This is a genomic window from Bradyrhizobium sp. KB893862 SZCCT0404 (assembly GCF_018130885.1).
GTDB classification, from domain to species: Bacteria; Pseudomonadota; Alphaproteobacteria; order Rhizobiales; family Xanthobacteraceae; genus Bradyrhizobium; species Bradyrhizobium stylosanthis.
Window position 1 is genome coordinate 1020114 of the sequence record NZ_JAFCLT010000002.1, and the last position, 16385, is coordinate 1036498.

At 65.7% G+C, this 16385-nt stretch carries 15 protein-coding genes and 1 pseudogene; 7 read left to right on the forward strand and 9 right to left on the reverse strand.

Annotated elements, in window-relative coordinates:
- The first annotated feature begins 34 nt into the window (after positions 1 to 34).
- Both JQ617_RS13575 and JQ617_RS13580 read left to right on the forward strand, forming a co-directional pair.
- Positions 35 to 1355, forward strand: a pseudogene (locus JQ617_RS13575) (hypothetical protein).
- Positions 1356 to 1368: 13 nt separating this feature from the next.
- The gene (locus JQ617_RS13580) at positions 1369 to 1905 is read left to right on the forward strand and encodes a hypothetical protein (RefSeq protein WP_212026725.1); all 537 of its coding nucleotides are present in this window, start codon (positions 1369 to 1371) and stop codon (positions 1903 to 1905) included.
- Between the two features lies 1 nt (position 1906).
- Here JQ617_RS13580 and JQ617_RS13585 read toward each other — a convergent pair whose 3' ends face one another.
- From JQ617_RS13585 to JQ617_RS13610, 6 genes are read right to left on the reverse strand one after another with little or no spacing between them, the layout of a single operon-like run.
- On the reverse strand, positions 1907 to 3151 hold the full coding sequence (locus JQ617_RS13585) for an acetyl-CoA hydrolase/transferase family protein (RefSeq protein WP_212026726.1): 1245 nt from the start codon (positions 3149 to 3151) through the stop codon (positions 1907 to 1909).
- 7 nt (positions 3152 to 3158) lie between these two features.
- Complete coding sequence (locus JQ617_RS13590; RefSeq protein ID WP_212026727.1) at positions 3159 to 4712, reverse strand: AMP-binding protein; 1554 nt, start codon at positions 4710 to 4712, stop codon at positions 3159 to 3161.
- An 18-nt stretch (positions 4713 to 4730) separates the two neighbouring features.
- Complete coding sequence (locus JQ617_RS13595) at positions 4731 to 5897, reverse strand: acyl-CoA dehydrogenase family protein (protein WP_212026728.1); 1167 nt, start codon at positions 5895 to 5897, stop codon at positions 4731 to 4733.
- A 36-nt stretch (positions 5898 to 5933) separates the two neighbouring features.
- The gene (locus tag JQ617_RS13600; RefSeq protein WP_063689832.1) at positions 5934 to 7223 is read right to left on the reverse strand and encodes a TRAP transporter large permease; all 1290 of its coding nucleotides are present in this window, start codon (positions 7221 to 7223) and stop codon (positions 5934 to 5936) included.
- Between the two features lie 12 nt (positions 7224 to 7235).
- Positions 7236 to 7790 carry a TRAP transporter small permease gene (locus JQ617_RS13605; protein WP_212026729.1) on the reverse strand — a complete coding sequence of 185 codons (555 nt, stop codon included), beginning with the start codon at positions 7788 to 7790 and terminating at the stop codon, positions 7236 to 7238.
- Between the two features lie 28 nt (positions 7791 to 7818).
- The gene (locus tag JQ617_RS13610) at positions 7819 to 8847 is read right to left on the reverse strand and encodes a TRAP transporter substrate-binding protein (RefSeq protein ID WP_212026730.1); all 1029 of its coding nucleotides are present in this window, start codon (positions 8845 to 8847) and stop codon (positions 7819 to 7821) included.
- 228 nt (positions 8848 to 9075) lie between these two features.
- Between JQ617_RS13610 and JQ617_RS13615 the strand changes: the two genes are divergently transcribed.
- The 4 genes from JQ617_RS13615 to JQ617_RS13630 are packed head-to-tail and all read left to right on the forward strand — an operon-like array spanning position 9076 to position 12389.
- The gene (locus JQ617_RS13615; protein ID WP_212026731.1) at positions 9076 to 10278 is read left to right on the forward strand and encodes a CaiB/BaiF CoA transferase family protein; all 1203 of its coding nucleotides are present in this window, start codon (positions 9076 to 9078) and stop codon (positions 10276 to 10278) included.
- A gap of 18 nt (positions 10279 to 10296) precedes the next feature.
- Positions 10297 to 10776, forward strand: a complete 480-nt coding sequence (locus tag JQ617_RS13620) for a MaoC family dehydratase (protein WP_338025202.1) — start codon at positions 10297 to 10299, stop codon at positions 10774 to 10776.
- Positions 10776 to 11627, forward strand: coding sequence for an HpcH/HpaI aldolase/citrate lyase family protein (locus JQ617_RS13625; RefSeq protein ID WP_212026732.1), 852 nt, complete (start codon positions 10776 to 10778; stop codon positions 11625 to 11627). The genes JQ617_RS13620 and JQ617_RS13625 overlap by 1 nt, the downstream gene beginning before the upstream one ends.
- Positions 11628 to 11645: 18 nt before the next feature.
- Positions 11646 to 12389, forward strand: a complete 744-nt coding sequence (locus JQ617_RS13630) for an IclR family transcriptional regulator (protein WP_212026733.1) — start codon at positions 11646 to 11648, stop codon at positions 12387 to 12389.
- 10 nt (positions 12390 to 12399) lie between these two features.
- Here the strand turns inward: JQ617_RS13630 and JQ617_RS13635 are convergent, their stop codons facing one another.
- The 3 genes from JQ617_RS13635 to JQ617_RS13645 form a co-directional block, all read right to left on the reverse strand.
- A complete protein-coding gene (locus JQ617_RS13635; RefSeq protein WP_212026734.1) occupies positions 12400 to 12810 on the reverse strand; it encodes a hypothetical protein in 411 nt (136 codons plus the stop codon).
- Between the two features lie 133 nt (positions 12811 to 12943).
- Positions 12944 to 13726, reverse strand: a complete 783-nt coding sequence (locus tag JQ617_RS13640) for a transporter substrate-binding domain-containing protein (protein ID WP_212026735.1) — start codon at positions 13724 to 13726, stop codon at positions 12944 to 12946.
- 216 nt (positions 13727 to 13942) lie between these two features.
- On the reverse strand, positions 13943 to 14743 hold the full coding sequence (locus JQ617_RS13645; RefSeq protein ID WP_212026736.1) for a fumarylacetoacetate hydrolase family protein: 801 nt from the start codon (positions 14741 to 14743) through the stop codon (positions 13943 to 13945).
- Between the two features lie 201 nt (positions 14744 to 14944).
- Here JQ617_RS13645 and JQ617_RS13650 point away from each other — a divergent pair, with 201 nt between their 5' ends.
- Positions 14945 to 16384, forward strand: coding sequence for a glycosyl hydrolase family 79 N-terminal domain-containing protein (locus tag JQ617_RS13650; protein ID WP_249156981.1), 1440 nt, complete (start codon positions 14945 to 14947; stop codon positions 16382 to 16384).
- Position 16385 lies beyond the last annotated feature (1 nt).

A 16385-nucleotide genomic window follows, 5' to 3' on the forward strand; every position in this document is an offset into this window, starting at 1 on the left:
TGAAGTCCAGGGGCTGACGCGAAGGGGCATGGACTTGACGGACGAGACGCACGAAGACCTCGATCGGTTGCTGCGATCCGGCGGCATCAGGCTCGGCCCGGCCCAGCGCGGTCGCCTGGAATGGCTGGTCGGCCAGTACGGCGCTCCGATCTTCGACGGCGTCGGCGAAGGCCGGCGCAACGGCGTCATCATCCTCAAGGAGCCACCGAGCGGGGCGGCCGCCGAGTTGTTCTATCGCTCGCTCAATCCCGGCTGCGCCGTCGTCATTCCCGCAAGCGAGAATCCCGGCTTCGATTTCCTGAAATCAAAACTGACCGAATTCGGCACCGTCGGCCCCTGCGGCGCCGAGGGCCCGCACGAGATGTGGTGGGGCGGCATCGGCTGGTCGAAATTCCTCACCGCCGCCGACGCATCCAGCGTCCGCCCCCGTATCGTCTCCTGCTATCCGCGCGGAGCCGACGCGACCGCGGCCTTTGCGCTCCGGCACTCGCTCGAACGGTTCGACCTCGCCTGTCACATCGAGCCGATCGCCACCCAGTTCGGCGACCGCATGCTCTGCTTCGAGAAGGCCGAGTTCATGTTGCGGATGTGGAACAAATATCGCGAGCCGCTGCTGTTCGTCGACGTGGACGCGAGCTTGCGCGAGGCGCCGCTGCTGCCGTCCTACCTCGGCTGCGACGTGGCCCTGCACAAGTGGAACCGCTGGGAGATGTCGGCGCGCGTGCTCTATCTCGGCCGCACCGCGCGCGCCGAAATGCTGCTGCGCGCCTGGCAGCAGCTCGCCGCATCCTATCCCGCGATCTGGGAGGGCTATCTACTCGACCAGGCGTGGAGCCTGACCTCGTCACAGGTGCCGCTCGATACCGTGTGGCTGCCCCGCTCCTATCATTCGCTGAAGGGCGATCTCGGCGCGATGCGCGCCACGATCCTGCACGACCGGCAGACGACGACGCTGGATCTCGGTCCCGATCCCGGCTTTGCCGGCATCGCCCGCACGGCCCGCCGGGCCGGACGCACCGGCGCCCGCGATGCCTTCATGGTGATGACCACGAAAGCCGAGACCGGCAACGGCATCGCCGTGATCCTGCGCGATGTCGCGGCAAGCGACGCCGGCGCGGTGGCCGGCGACCGTGGAAGCCGTGACCGGCGCCTATGCCGCCGATTGCGGCGGCTACGACCGGCTGGAGCTGTCGCTGTGCGCCTGGCAGGACGACATCGGCGCCGCGCGCGAGGCCGCCGCGCTCGCGCGCCACCGCATCCTGGAGATCGCACCGGGCCAGCGCATCGCCAACGATTTCTTCGCGGCCCATGCGTCCGACCAGGCGGTCATGACCGCCCGCCACCTCTTCCCCTGACGGATATCAACCGATGCTCAAGACCATCATCCTGCTCACCGACACCGTGCAACAGCAGCAACCGCTCGCCAATCTGCTCCGCGAGCACAATCGCGACCTCGCCTTCTGCTCGGCGCTGCGCGCATCGGACCTCAGCGCCATCGAAGCGGAGGTGTTGAGCGAGGCGCGGCTGGTGTCCTTTGCCGCCGACGTCGCCGTTCCCGAAAAATTCCTGCTCCGGCTCGGCTATGGCGCCTACAGATTCTACGCCGCACCGACGCAATATCCGGGTCTGCCGGCGGCGCCCGACGAGAGCGACGAGGATCCGCGCTGCTATTCCGTGATCGCGCAGTCGATGACGATCTGGCCGGATTTCAAGAAAGTCGTTGGCCTGGAGACCGTGACGATCCCCGACGGCACCGTTCCTGCAGAGCGCGAGCGGCTGGTGTTCTCCCGCCTCGCGCATTTGTTCTGGGGAATGTCGCACATGATCGCCGGCGAGGCGGCCGATATCCCTGCCATCATCGGCACCAGTGAGAGCCAGCGTCCGACGCTCGCGATGATGAACTGAGCTAGCCGGCGGCCTTGCGGATCTGCGCCGACAGGGCATCGCGATGCTCGGGCGCCGCGATCGCGATCAGGCGTCGCGCACGCTCTGCGAGGCCGCAGCCGCGCAGCTCGGCGATGCCCCATTCCGTGACGACGGCGTCGACGTCGGCTCGGGGCGTCGTCACGGTCTCGACATTGGCGACGATCCGGCTGCTCCCGTCTGACGCCGTCGCCGGCAGCGCGATGATCGCCCTGCCCCCCCGTGACGCATTGGCACCGCGCACGAAATCGAGCTGGCCTCCGATCGCGCCGATCGCAATGCCATCCAGCGTCTCGGAATTGACGCTGCCGTCGAGCCCGACCTGAAGCGCCGAGTTGATCGCAACCAACCGGTCGATCCGGGCGAGAACACCCTGGCCATGCGTGTATGACGTTGGTCGCACCGTGACCGCCTTGTTCTCATGCACGAAGCGATAGAGCCGCTGCGTGCCGATCACCTGGTTGGTGACGGTGATCCCGGCATCGATCCCCTTCTCCGCATTCGTCACCGCGCCACGCTCGATCAGATCGACCACGGCGTCGTTGATCAGGCCGGAATGAATGCCGAGATTGCGCGCATGGGACAGCGAGGACAGGATCGCGTCGGGGATGCGGCCGACGCCGAACTGCAGCGTGCTGCCGTCGGCGATGAGGCTCGCGGCATGGGACGCGATCCGGCGGGAGGTGTCGTCGAGCGGTGTCGATGCCAATTCGACCGGCGGACGGCGCGCCGTCACGCGCCGGTGGATCGGCACGTCCTCCGGCCATTCCGCACCGAAGGTGAAAGGCGCCTCGGGATTGATCTCTGCGATGACAAGGCGCGCGCCGCGCGCGGCATCGATGACATAGTCGTTGGAGAGGCTGGCGCTGAGACGTCCGCCGGACTGCGCAAGCTGCACGAGGACGACATCGGCCTTGTGTCTTTGCGTGGCGAAGTCGGCGCAGAAGGCGCTGTAATTGCTTGGGATCACCTCGAGCCGCCCGGCCCTGGCCAGCCGCCGCGTAGTGCCGATCACGCCATAGCTCCGGAACGACACGTTCGGGCTTGCTGCGGAAAACGTCTCCGAGAATACCGGTCCGACCATCATGCGAAAGGGCGGAAGCTGCGCCGCCTGCGCCATCAGCGCTTCGGTCAGGGTGAGCGGCTCCGCCGTTGCCTGCCCGCACACCACGAGATCGCCTTCACGGATCAGGCCGGCAAAGTCGATCGGCTGCGCGCTTTCCGGCATCGCGGCCTCAGCCTATCGGCGTGAGGCGCGCAGAGGCCTCGCCGAGCAGCGTGCGCAGCTCCGTCTTCACGATCTTGCCATAGCTGTTCTTGGGCAATTCGCCGGTAAGGTAATAGTGCTTGGGCCGCTTGAAACGTGCGATCCAGGCGTTGCAGATCTGGTCGAGCTCGTCTCGCGTGACCGTCCTCCCCTCAGCGGCAACCACGATGGCCACGACCTCCTCGCCCCATTCCGGATGCGGCCGGCCGATCACCGAGACTTCGGCAACGGCCTCGTGCCGCAGCAGCACCTCCTCGACCTCGCGCGGATAGATGTTGGTGCCGCCGGAGATGATGACGTCCTTGGAACGGTCCTTGAGAGTGAGAAAGCCGTCGGCGTCGAAGGCACCCATGTCGCCGGTGTAGAGCCAGCCGTCGCGCAGTGTGTTCGCGGTGGCGTCAGGGTTCTGCCAGTAGCCGGACATGACGGTGTCGCCGCGCACGATGATCTCGCCGACCTCGCCGGGCGCAACATCCTGCCCCGCCTCATCCACGGTGCGCACCTGCACCACGCCCTGCGCGATGCCGACGGAGGCAAGGCGCTCCTCATGGCGCGGATGGCCGGCATCGGCATGCATCGACTTCGGCAGGTAGGTGATGGTCATCGGCGTCTCGCCCTGACCATAGATTTGCGCGAGCTTCGGCCCGAATACGGCGAGCGCCGCCTTGCAGTCGGCGACATACATCGGACCGCCGCCATAGATGATGGTCTTCAACCCCGGCGCGGCCGCACGAGCGGCTTCCGCCGCAACCGTCAGGCGTCGCACCATGGTGGGCGCGGCAAAGAAGGAGATGTTCTCGCGCTTCGCCGTCAGCTCGAGAATCTCGTCGGGCTCGAAGCGGCCGCTTTCGGGAATGATCTGGACGCCCATGCCGAGCACATGCGGCACCATATAAAGGCCGGAGCCGTGCGACATGGGAGCTGCGTGCAGCAGCGCCTCGCCGGGCACGATCGGATTGATCTCGGCGAGATAATTCAGGGACATCGCGAGCAGATTGCGATGGCTGAGTACCGCGCCCTTGGGCCGGCCGGTGGTGCCGCTGGTGTAGAAGATCCAGGCGGGATCGGTGATGGCGACATCGGCGATGGCGATGCCGTCGGCCTTCTCCATGCCGCGATGTTCGGCCGAGCCGATCTCGACGATACGTGGCTGGGTCGTGCCCAGCGCCAGAGCTTCCGACGCGACGCCCGCCATGTCCCCGGTCACGAAGACGACGGCGGCGCCCGAATTGTCGAGAATGAACGCAACCTCACGAGGATGCAGTTTTGCGTTGATGGGGATGGCGACGAGACCGGCGTGCCAGCAGGCATAGAGGCAGGCGACGTAGTCGGGCACGTTCTTCATCAGCAGCGCGACACGGTCGCCTCTGGCGAGGCCGAAGCGTTGCTGCAGCGATCCAGCAAGCGACGCCACCGTCGTGGCGAGCCGGCCGTAGTCGGCGACCGGCGTCAGACCCTTGAGCAGCGCCGGCGCGGAGGCGTCGGCCTTAGCGGCACGCAGGAGATGATGAGCGAGGTTCATGACGATCCTCCGCGCAGCCTAGTACGACTTGGCGAGCCCGAGCACCTTTTCCGCAATGAAGCTGAGCGCGAGCTGCGGGCTGACCGGCGCGATGCGCGGGATCAACACTTCGCGCAGGTACCGCTCGACGTGGAATTCCTTGGCATAGCCGAAGCCGCCATGGGTCATCACCGCCTGCTCGCAGGCATGATACCCGGCTTCGCCCGCGAAATATTTAGCCGCGTTCGCGCCGGCGCCACAGGGCAGGCCCTTGTCGTATTGCCAGGCCGCCTGCATCACCATCAGCCAGGCCGCTTCGAGCTCGACCCAGTTCACCGCGAGCGGATGCTGGATGCCTTGATTCTTGCCGATCGGGCGATTGAACACCACGCGCGTCTTGGCGTATTCGGTCGCCCGCGACAGCGCCAGCTTGCCGAGGCCGACGGCTTCCGCCGCGATCAGAATGCGCTCGGGGTTCATGCCTTCGAGGATGTACTGAAAACCCTTGCCCTCCTCACCGATCCGGTCCTCCATCGGGATTTCAAAATCCTCGAAGAACAGCTCGTTGGAATCGACGATCTTGCGGCCCATCTTCTCGATCTCGTGGACCTTGATCTTCTTGCGGTCGAAATCCGTATAGAACAGGCTGAGGCCATGGGTCGGCGAGCGCACCTCCTCCAGCGGCGTGGTGCGCGCCAGCAGCAGGATCTTGTGCGCGACCTGGGCGGTCGAGATCCAGACCTTCTGGCCGTTGACGATGTAACGGTCGTTCTTGGCGACCGCACGGGTCTTGAGCTGCGTGGTGTTGAGGCCGGTGTTGGGCTCGGTGACGGCGAAGCAGGCCTTCTCGCGACCCTCGACCATCGGCGGCAGCATGCGCTTGCGCTGCTCCTCGGTGCCAAACACGACGACGGGGTTGAGACCGAACACGTTGATATGCACCGCGGAGGCGCCGGACATGCCGGCGCCGGACTCCGCGATCGTGCGCATCATGATCGCGGCTTCGGTAATGCCGAGCCCCGAGCCGCCATATTCCTCGGGCACACAGATGCCGAGCCAGCCGGCATCCGCCAGCGCCTTGTGGAAGTCGTGCGGGAAGCCGCCGTCGTGGTCCTTCTTCAGCCAGTAGGCATCGGGAAAGCCTTCGCAGATCTTTGCGATGGCATCGCGGATGGCTTCCTGCTGATCGGTAAGCGCGAAATCCATGTTCTTGTTCTCCTTATTGGGAGCCGGGCTCCGATCCTAGCGCCCCATCTGCGAGGGCAGCCAGAGGATGATAGACGGAAACGCCACCAGAATCGCGATCGCAATCAGGTGCGCGATGAAGTGCGGGAAGGTGCCGTGGAAGACTTCCGCGACCGGCCGCTTGGCGTAGCGGGCGACGATGAAGCAGTTCAGCCCGACCGGCGGCGTGATCATGCCGACCTCGGCGGTGACGATCTTGATGACGCCGAACCAGATCGGATCGAAGCCGAGCGTCTTGATCAGCGGCAGCACGATCGGCACGGTCAGAACCAGGATCGCGATCTGATCCATGAAGGAGCCGAGCACGATGTAGCCACACAGGATCAGCGTGATGATCACCCAGCGCGAGGTCGGCAAGCTGCCGATCCAGGCGACGAGATCCTGCGTCACATGGGTGAGCGTGAAGAAATAGCCGAAGATCGAGGCACCGACCAGGATCATGATGATCATGCAGGTGCCGTGGCTGGCGCGCAGCAGCGTCCTGTAGAGCGATGACGGCGTGATCTTGCCCTTGACGATCGCGAGCAGGAACGCGCCGAACGCACCGAAAGCGGACGCCTCGGTCGGCGTGGCGACGCCGAGATAGATCGTGCCCGTCACGATCGAGAACAGCACCACCATCGGCGAAACCTGCCACAGCAGCGCAAACTTCTCGCGCCACGGCACCGACTTCGCGGCCGGTGCGCGCGCAGGGTCCTGCCAGACCAGGAAATAGATCGTGGCCATGATGGTGATGGTGACGAGGATCGCCGGGATGATGCCGCTGATCAGGAGCTTGCCGATGTTCACCTCGGCCAGCAGGCCGAAGATCACCAGTGCGACACTGGTCGGCAGCAGCATCGACAGCGTGCCCGAGATCGCGACGACGCCGGCGGCCATCTTCGGCTCGTAGCCCTGGCGGATCATCGCGGGCAGGCTGGTTGAGGACAGCGTCGCGGCCGAGGCCGTCGAGGTGCCGCAGATCGCGCCGAAGCCGGCGCCGGCGAGTGCCGTTGCCATGCCGAGACCGCCGGGAATGCGGCCGACCCAGGCCGAGGCGGTCTTGAACAGATCGTCAGCGACACCCGACAGCAGCACGAGATCCGCCATCAGCAGGAACATCGGGATGGTGATCAGCTCGTAGGAGGAGACGGTCGAGAGCGGCGCGGTTTGCAGGATGCCGAACAGGGTGGACCAGCCGCCGACCATGACGAGGCCGACCGAGCCGGCAAAGGCCATGGCGAAGCCGACGGGCGTGCCGAGGGCCAGCAGGCCGAACAGCAGGGCAAGAACGATGAAAGGTGTCATGGATATCGCCCGTTACTCGAAGGATCGCGCTTCGCCAACGCCGGCGACCGGCGGCAGGGGATAGAGGTCCCGGCCGCTGACGAGGCTCAGCACATTGCCGACGAGTTGCAGCGCCAGCCGCAGCACCAGCACGCCGCAGCCGAACGGGACCAGCGCCGCCGAGATCCAGGTCGGCCAGGCAATCGCGCCGGCCAGCACATCGTGCTGCTCGTAATTCTCCAGCGCACGCTCGAACCCGACCTTGCAGATCAGGACGAACACGAACAGGCCCGCAAGTGCGGTGACGATCTCCGACAGCCGCCGGCCCGCCGGCGAGAAGCGAGAGAGCAGGATATCGACGCCGACATGCGCATGCTCGCGCAGGCCGTCCGACAGCGTGAAGAAGAACACGCCGGCCAGCAGATAGAGCCCGATCAGGTCATAGGTAAAGGCGAACGGACTGTTCAGCGCGTAGCGCATGAACACGTCTGTCACCACCAGCAGCATGATCGCGAACAGGAACACCACTGCGATCACCGTCAGCGCGCGCTCCAGCGCGCCGAGCACATCTCCTGCCCGCTTGATCACCTCTCGCGCCTCCCTCGTTGCTGTCGGATTACTTCGTGCCGCCGGCGGCGAGCAGGTCCTCGAACTCCTTCAGCGCGGCGGAGGCCTGCTTGCCGCGGCTGTCGAGCCCGCTTGCCCATTCCTTGCCGACACCCTTGAGCTTGTCCTTGATCTCGGCGCGCGTCGCTTCGGGCAGCGGATCGAAGCTGACGCCTTCATCCTGCATCTGCTTCTTGGTGACCTCGCCTTCCTTGTCGACGTCGGCACAGGCCTTCGGCGTGATCGCCTCCGAGGCTTCGTCCATCGCCTTCTTCACGTCGTCGGGCAGCTTGTTCCAGACCGACTGGTTGATGGAATAGGCGACGATGAAGCTGCCGAAGCTGACGCCTTCGGTGGCGTGCTTGACCAGCTTGTCGAGACCGTAGGAGACGACGCTGTCGAGCGGGAACAGCAGGCCGTCCATCGTGCCGCGCGACAGCGACTCATAGGCATCGGGCGCGGCCATGCGCACCGGCACGGCGTTGAGCGCCCGCAGCGTCAGATCCTGCGCACCGCCCGTGGTGCGCAGCTTCAGGCCCTGCATGTCCTTGGTGGATTCCACCTTCGACTTGACCGTCCACACCTGATAGGGCGGCAGCACCACGGCCATCAGCAGCTTGATCTTGTTCGGTGCGTATTCCTGCTTGGCCAGGATGCCTTCGCGCGCGGTCTTCCAGTAGGCGAGCGTGCCCTGGCAGCTGGTCGCGAACGCGCCCGGCAATTGCGCGACTTCCGACAGCGGCATCTTGTCGGAGACATAGGACGGTCCGATGTAGCCGATGTCGACCACGCCCGACTGGGTCAGGCGCAGCATGTCGGCCGCCTTGCCGATCTGCTGGTTGGGATAATAGGTGAAGGTCACCGCGCCGTTGGTGCGCTTGGTGACGTCGTCCATCCAGGGCTTGAGCAGCAGGCGGACGAGGTAGTGGCCGGCGGGGAAGCTGTCGGCGACCTTCAGCTCGAGCGCCTGAGCCTGAAGTGTCGAGACCGGCAGCGAAAGCGCGAGCGCGGCGGCGGCCCAGGCCAGGTTCTTCTTCATTTGGTTCTCCCTAACGCGTCCCCATGCCGAAGGCGGCAGCGGCTTGCTGCAGCACCGTCCGGCCCTCGCTCCATTTCTTGCTTGAGGAAAATGTACATATATGTGAATTTATCTGTCAAGTATATGAACTACGCATGGCGCTATGCGCGCCTGGCCGACTACGCTGAATTGACACCAGCGTTTTCTGAACTCTAACTCCACGTATATGAATTCATCTCACGAGGCCCCATGGGACCGCTCGCCGGCTTCACCGTTCTCGACCTGACCTCGGTGCTGATGGGCCCCTACGGCACCCAGGTGCTCGCGGACATGGGCGCCGACGTCATCAAGGTCGAAAGCCCCGAGGGCGACATCGTTCGCCAGATCGGCCCGGGTCGCACACCCGGCATGGGCGGGATGTTCCACAACGCCAATCGCGGCAAGCGCAGCATCGTGCTCGATCTGAAGAAGCCGGAAGGCCGCGACACGCTGCTGCGACTGGCCAAGCGTGCCAACGCGCTGGTCTACAACGTGCGCCCGCAGGCGATGGCGCGGCTCGGCCTCGACTACGAGACGCTTCGCGAAATCAATCCCGCCCTCGTGTATGTCGGTGCGTTCGGCTACGGCCAGTCCGGCCCCTATGCCGCAAAGCCCGCCTATGACGACCTGATCCAGGGCGCCGCCACCATTCCGACGCTGCTCGCCGCCGCCGGCGACGGCACGCCGCGCTACGTGCCCGTCACCATCGCCGACCGCATCGTCGGGTTGATGATGGTGAATGCGATCATGGGCGGGCTGATGCACCAGCAGCGCACGGGTGTCGGCCAGCGCATCGACGTGCCGATGTTCGAATCCATGGCTGAGTTCGTGCTGGTCGACCATCTCGGCGGCCTGACTTACGATCCCCCGCTCGACCATGGCGGCTATGCCCGCCTGCTCTCGCGCTATCGCCGGCCCTACAAGACCAGCGACGGCTATCTCTGCGTCCTCATCTACAACGACAAGCACTGGCGCAGCTTCTTCGAGGCGATCGGACAGCCGCATTTCCTGGAGCAGCCGCGCTTCGCCAACCACGCCGCGCGCACGAAACATATCGACGAGATCTACGAGGAGATCGGGCACATCTTCGCTACGCGCACCACGGCGGAGTGGCGCGAGCTCCTGGAGCGCGCCGACATCCCGGTGATGCCGATGCACACGCTGGAGACGATTTTGGACGATCCGCACCTCAAGGCGACCGGCTTCTTCCAGACGGTTGAGCATCCCGTCGAGGGGCGCATCCGCCAGATGCGCGTGCCCTCGACCTGGAGCGTGACCCAGCCGGAAGCCGCCGGTCCCGCCCCGACGCTCGGCCAGCACGGCCGCGACATTTTGCGCGAGGCCGGTCTCTCGACTGAGGAGATCGAGCAGCTCGCAGAGCAAAAAGCAGTTCACCTGGCCGCGCCGCCTTAAAGCCGCAGCGCGGGCCAAATCGCAGAACACAGGGAGGAAACCGCGATGGCCGGACTTTATTTCGAAGACTTTTCCGTGGGCCAGGAGTTCAGGCATCCGCTGACCCGGACCGTCACGGAGATGGACAACACCATGTTCAGCCTGCTGACGCTGAACCCGCAGCCGCTGCACATCGACGCGCATTTCGCGGAAAAGACCGAGTTCGGCCAGCGCATTTTCAACAGCCTTTACACCCTCGGCATCATGATCGGCATGACGGTCTATGATACGACCATGGGCACAACCGTCGCCAATCTCGGCATGACCGACGTCACCTTTCCGAAACCGGTCTTCCATGGCGACACCTTGCGGGCGACGACGAAGGTGCTTTCGTTGAGGGAATCCAAATCGCGCCCGAAGGCGGGCATCGTCGAGTTCGAGCACCACGCTCTGAACCAGAACGACGAGATCGTCGGCAAATGCCGCCGCATGGCGATGATGCACAAGAGGCCGGTCTGATGCGTTCGATGCTGTTCGTGCCGGGCGATTCCCCGCGCAAATTCGAGAAGGCGAGCGAAGGCAAGGCCGATGCGCTGATCATCGACCTCGAGGATTCCGTCGTCACCGACAAGAAGCCCGAAGCACGCGGGCTGACGCTGGCGATGCTGAAGAGCCGTCCCGGCCCGCACCAGCTCTATGTCCGCGTCAACGCGCTCGACACCGGGATGACGCTGGCTGATCTTGCCGCGGTGATGCCGGGCCGGCCCGATGGCATCGTGCTGCCGAAATCGCAGGGCGGCGACGACGTGCGGCAGGTCGCAACCTGGCTCGAGGCGCTGGAAGCAGCAGCCGGCATCGCGGTCGGCGCGACCCGCATCGTCTGCGTCGCGACGGAAACCGCGAGCTCGATCTTCGGCCTCGGCAGCTACAAGGGCTGCTCCCCTCGCCTCGCCGGCCTGATGTGGGGCGCGGAGGATCTCTCGGCCTCGCTCGGCGCCACCGAAAAAGCGAGCGGCGGCGTGTTCCACAGCCCCTACCGCCTCGCGCGCGACCTCTGCCTGATGGCGGCCGCCGCGGCCGAGGTCGCACCGATCGACACCGTCTATACCGACATCGACAACCTCGCGGGCCTCGAAGCCGAAACGCGCGCTGCGCGGCGTGATGGCTTTTCGGGGAAGGCGCTGATCCATCCCAAACATGTCGACGTCGTCAACGCGGCGTTCGCGCCGACCGACGCCGAGCGCGCATGGGCGGAGAAGGTGATCGCGGCGTTCGCGAGCAATCCGAATTCCGGCACGCTGCGGCTCGACGGCCAGATGATCGACAAGCCGCATCTTCGCGCCGCGAAGAAGATTCTCGGCCAGGGTTAAAGGATTGCAAGCCTCGCCATGATCGTTCGCCAAGCCGCAAACGTCCTGGAGATCATGGAGTTCTTCGCGCAAGTGAAGAAGCCGGCAACGCTTGCCGAGATCGCCGATCATTTCGGCTGGCCGCGCTCGTCGACCTTCAACCTGCTCGCGACGTTGTCGGAGAAGGGCTATCTCTACGAGCCGCGGCCGCGCGCCGGCTTCTATCCGACGCCGCGGTGGCTCGCCATGGCGCGGATGATCTCGGAGGTCGAGCCGCTGCCGGCCTGGACGCATCAGCTGATCTCCGATCTCTCGACGGAGACCGGCGAGACCGCCTCCATCGTGGCGCCGGCCGGCGTGATGGCGGTGTTCATCGACGTCGTCGAGTCCAAGGCCGCGATCCGCTATTTCGCGACCATCGGCCATCGCGTGCCGATCCACGCCACCGCGAGCGGCCGCGCGCTGCTGCTGCAATATTCGCAGGAAGAGCGCGACTCGGTCTATCGCAAGATCGAGTTCAAGCAGTACGGGCCCTCGACGCCGATCAGCATTGAGGCGGTCGAGACCGAGCTGCGCAACTCGATCTCGCGCGGCTATTGCCAGAGCTTTGCAGATTACAGCCGCGACCTCGCCGGCGCCGCGATCCCGCTGCCGATCGGCGACCGCAGGCTGTCGGTCGTCGTTGCGGGACCGGAATTTCGCATCGGCCCGAAGGTGCCGGACGTGGCCGCGCTGATCGCGCGGACGGTCGACCGGCTGCGGCCGAAGACCACCGCGGCCTGACGCCGAGGCCTTATTCGAATCCCTGAGCAGGCGGCGCCGAGGTCTGCACGGGCGCTGCGGGAGCCTCTTGAACCGGCTGCGGCGCCGGCGCGGCTTGCACCGGCGGATTGCTGGCGGCTCTCATCTGGCCGCTGGCGTCCATCGCCTGGCGCGTGCGCGGCGGCGTGCCGGCTGCGCGATTGGCCTCGCGACGCGGCGGCGGCCGCTGCCGCGCCGAGCGCGAATCTCGCACGCCCCAGGACCGGGCGATTGCAGGTCCAGCGGTGTAACCGATCGCAGCGCCGGCGATCGCGCCGATCGGACCCAGCACCACGGCGCCCGACACGGCTCCGATTGCCGCGGCACCGGCACGCTCCTGTGCGGCAGCGCTTGCAGGCACGCCCGCAAGCAGCACGACGGCAGTGATCAGAGCTTTGTTCATCGGAGTGCCTCCCTCACGGGAGATCACTTCTTACCGAAATATGGCCGCAGGACGTTTGTCTGTTGCCCAACACGGGGCAATCGCGCGGGGAACTCCGGCAATTCAGGGGCAAGCCGGACGCCGATCACCGCAACTACGGCGCGACCTTGTCGCCGGTGAACCCGTTGCCATCGAGTGCGCGGCGCACCGTGCCGTCCGCCTTGGCTTCATCAAGGAAATGCGCCGCCCAGACCTTTGCCGCGGCTTTGCCCTTGGGCACGACAACGACGACGCCGGTCGACTGGATCACCTGGTCCAGCACCTTCGTGCCCGGCAGCTTTCGCGAGAGGTCTTCCAGGGCCCCCATGCCCATCGCGAGCGCGTCGAGCTCGCCCTTGCCGATCAAGGCGGCGGCCTCTTCCGGCTTCACGAACTTCGTCAGCTTCGCCTGCTTGATCGACTTCTCGACCGTGCGCGACGTCGACGTTCCCTCGATACACCCGATCCGCATGCCGGCACGATCGACATCCGCAACGGTGCGAATGTCCGAGCCGGCCCGCACGAGATAGCCGCTCATATAGGCGACATAGGCCGGACCCTGGTCGACGAGCGCCTCGCGCTTCACGTCCGCCGGCATGAAGGAGAGATCCCAGACGTCCTTGCTGCTCGCCGCGGCGATCTCGTCGGAGCTCTGGTATTCGACGAGTTGGAGCGGCACGTGCAGCCTGTCGGCGGCGGCCTTGGCGAGCTCGACGGTGACGCCGCGTGGCTTGCCGGTCGAAGGATCGCGCGTGGTCCAGAACGCGGAGGCGGCGGGGCCGACGGCGACCGCCACGCGGAGTGTGCCGGTGGGTGCGACGTCGGTGGGGCCTTCGGCTTTCGCGGCGGTCGCGAGGAGGAGCAAACCGAATGCAAAAATTAGACCTTGCCGCAGCATCTTGCCCTCCAAGTTGAACCATCGTCGACAAAACGGCGGTACACGCCCTCGCCCCGTTCTTACGGGGCCGCGACGAGCTTCGCTCGCGCTGAGAGGGTTGGAGTGAGGGGCTGCCTCCGCGCAGGAATTCGTCGATAGCCTGTACCCCCTCACCCGGATCGCAAGAGCGATCCGACCTCTCCCCGCGAGCGGGGCGAGGTAGGAAAGCTGCCGCGGCTACACGATCTTGATCGACATGTCAGGCAGGCCCTCGAGCTTGCACACGAGCAAGTCGCCCTTCACCACCGGCCCGACATTCTCCGGCGTGCCGGAATAGATGATGTCGCCGGCCTTCAGCTCGAACGCTTCCGAGAGCTTCGCGATCTGCTCGGCGACGCTCCAGATCATCTTGCTGAGGTCCGAGCTCTGCTTCACCGTGCCGTTGATCGCGAGCGAAATGGCGCCCTTCTCGAAATGGCCGGTCTTGCTCGCCGGGTGGATCGGGCCGATCACCGCGGCGTGGTCGAAGCTCTTGCCTATCTCCCAGGGCTTCTTCTCCGCGGCCATGCCGTTCTGGAGATCGCGCCGGGTCATGTCGAGGCCGAGCGCGTAGCCGTAGACATGGTCGAGCGCCTTGTCGGCCGGGATGTTGGTGCCGCCGGATTTCAGCGCGGCCACCAGCTCGACCTCGTGATGATAGTTCTTGGTCAGCGACGGATAGGGATGGTCGGCAACCTCGCCAACCGCGACGTTCTGGATCGCATCCGTCGGCTTCTGGAAGAAGAACGGCGGCTCGCGGTTCGGGTCCGAACCGCGCTCGATCGCGTGCGCAGCGTAGTTGCGCCCGATGCAGTAGATGCGGCGGACCTGGAACACCTGGGTCTCGCCGACGATCGGAATCGTCACCATCGGAACGGCGAAGATCGGCTTCGGCCCGGCTTGCGCTGCTGCAGGAGAGGTGTCGGCGATGGCGGCTGCAGTCACCACGGCGGCGCTTGCGAGCAGATCGCGTCGCGTGGGTGAGGAGGTTTTTTTCATGTCTTATGCTCCAGGGGACGGCCAGTTGCGTCGGACCGACCGATAATGGATCGGACATCTCCGGGCAACGCCTTTGGCCTTGATATCGCAGCGCATCATGCGGACGACGCGCTAGGATCGGTCGTGCGACAGGACCCAGCCATGCAGAAGATCTGGTGGAGATGTCTGAACGTACCCGCGTGCGCTATCCGCGCGCCCGGAATGGCATTGTTCGCCATCGCGATATCGCCGGGAGCCGGTGCGGAGATCGTCGATCCCAAGGCGATGAGGGTCATCGACACGATCGATCCACGCTTTCAGTCCTACAACGTCGAGATGGTGGAGGTGACCGGCGGGCGGTTCTGGAGACCCTATGCGCAAGGAGGCGGTCGCCGCGATCGCTACGCTTATCGGCCGCCGATCGATCTCGCCAACACGCGGCTGCGCAAGCTCGCCGCAGCACTCGGGCCGGCCTATCTGCGCGTGAGCGGCACCTGGGCGAATGCCACCTTTTTCGCCGACACCGACGATCCGCCGGCCGCACCGCCTGCCGGCTTCGACACCGTGCTCGGTCGTACGCAATGGCGCGGCGTCGTTGACTTCGCACGCATCGCCAATGCGGAGATCGTGACGTCTTTCGCGGTCAGCCCCGGCATCCGCGACGCCGACGGCGTCTGGGCGCCGGGCCAGGCGCAGCGCCTCCTCGATTTCACGCGATCGCTGGACAGCCGCATCGCTGCCGCCGAATTCATGAACGAGCCTACGCTCGCAGCGAGCAATGGTGCGCCGGCAGGATATGACGCCAATGCCTATGGCCGCGACTTCAAGATCTTTCAAAGATGGATGAAGCGCGCGTCGCCGGAGACGCTCATCGCAGGGCCTGGCTCGGTCGGCGATTCCGGCATCAAGACGCGCGATCTGCTGGCCGCGTCCAGCCCGGGTCTCGATCGTGTTTCCTATCACCACTACAACACGCTCTCGCTCCGCTGCGGCGTGCACGACGATCCGGCCCGGGCGCTGTCCCATGACTGGCTGTCGCGGACCGAGACCGTGCTCGCCGTCCATCGCGGCCTGCGCGACGCGTTCGAGCCGGGCAAGCCGATCTGGCTGACGGAGACCGCGGCGGCCGCCTGCGGAGGCAATCCGTGGGATGCGACCTTTCTCGACAGCTTTCGCTATCTCGACCAGCTCGGCCGCCTGGCCAAGGCGGGTGTGCAGGTGGTGATGCACAACACGCTCGCGGCGAGCGACTACGGCCTGCTCGAGGAAAAGACATTTCGGCCACGGCCCAATTACTGGGCCGCACTGCTCTGGCATCGCCTGATGGGAACGACCGTGCTCGACCCGAACATGGCCTCGACGCAGGTTCACGCCTATGCCCATTGCCATCCCACGACGAGGGGCGCGGCGTCCGTGCTTCTCATCAACAGCTCGCAACATGGATCGCACGCAGTGACGCTGGCGGCGCGGGCCGAGCGCTACACACTTCGGGCGCGCCGCCTCCAGAGCGCGAACGTGCAATTGAACGGCGCGACACTCGCCCTGACCGACGGCGACGATCTGCCTCGCCTCGCGCCGAAAGCTGCACGCGCAGGCCGCATTCGCCTGCCGCCCGCCAGCATCACCTTCCTGGTGATGCAGGACGTGGCCGCCTGCCACTGAA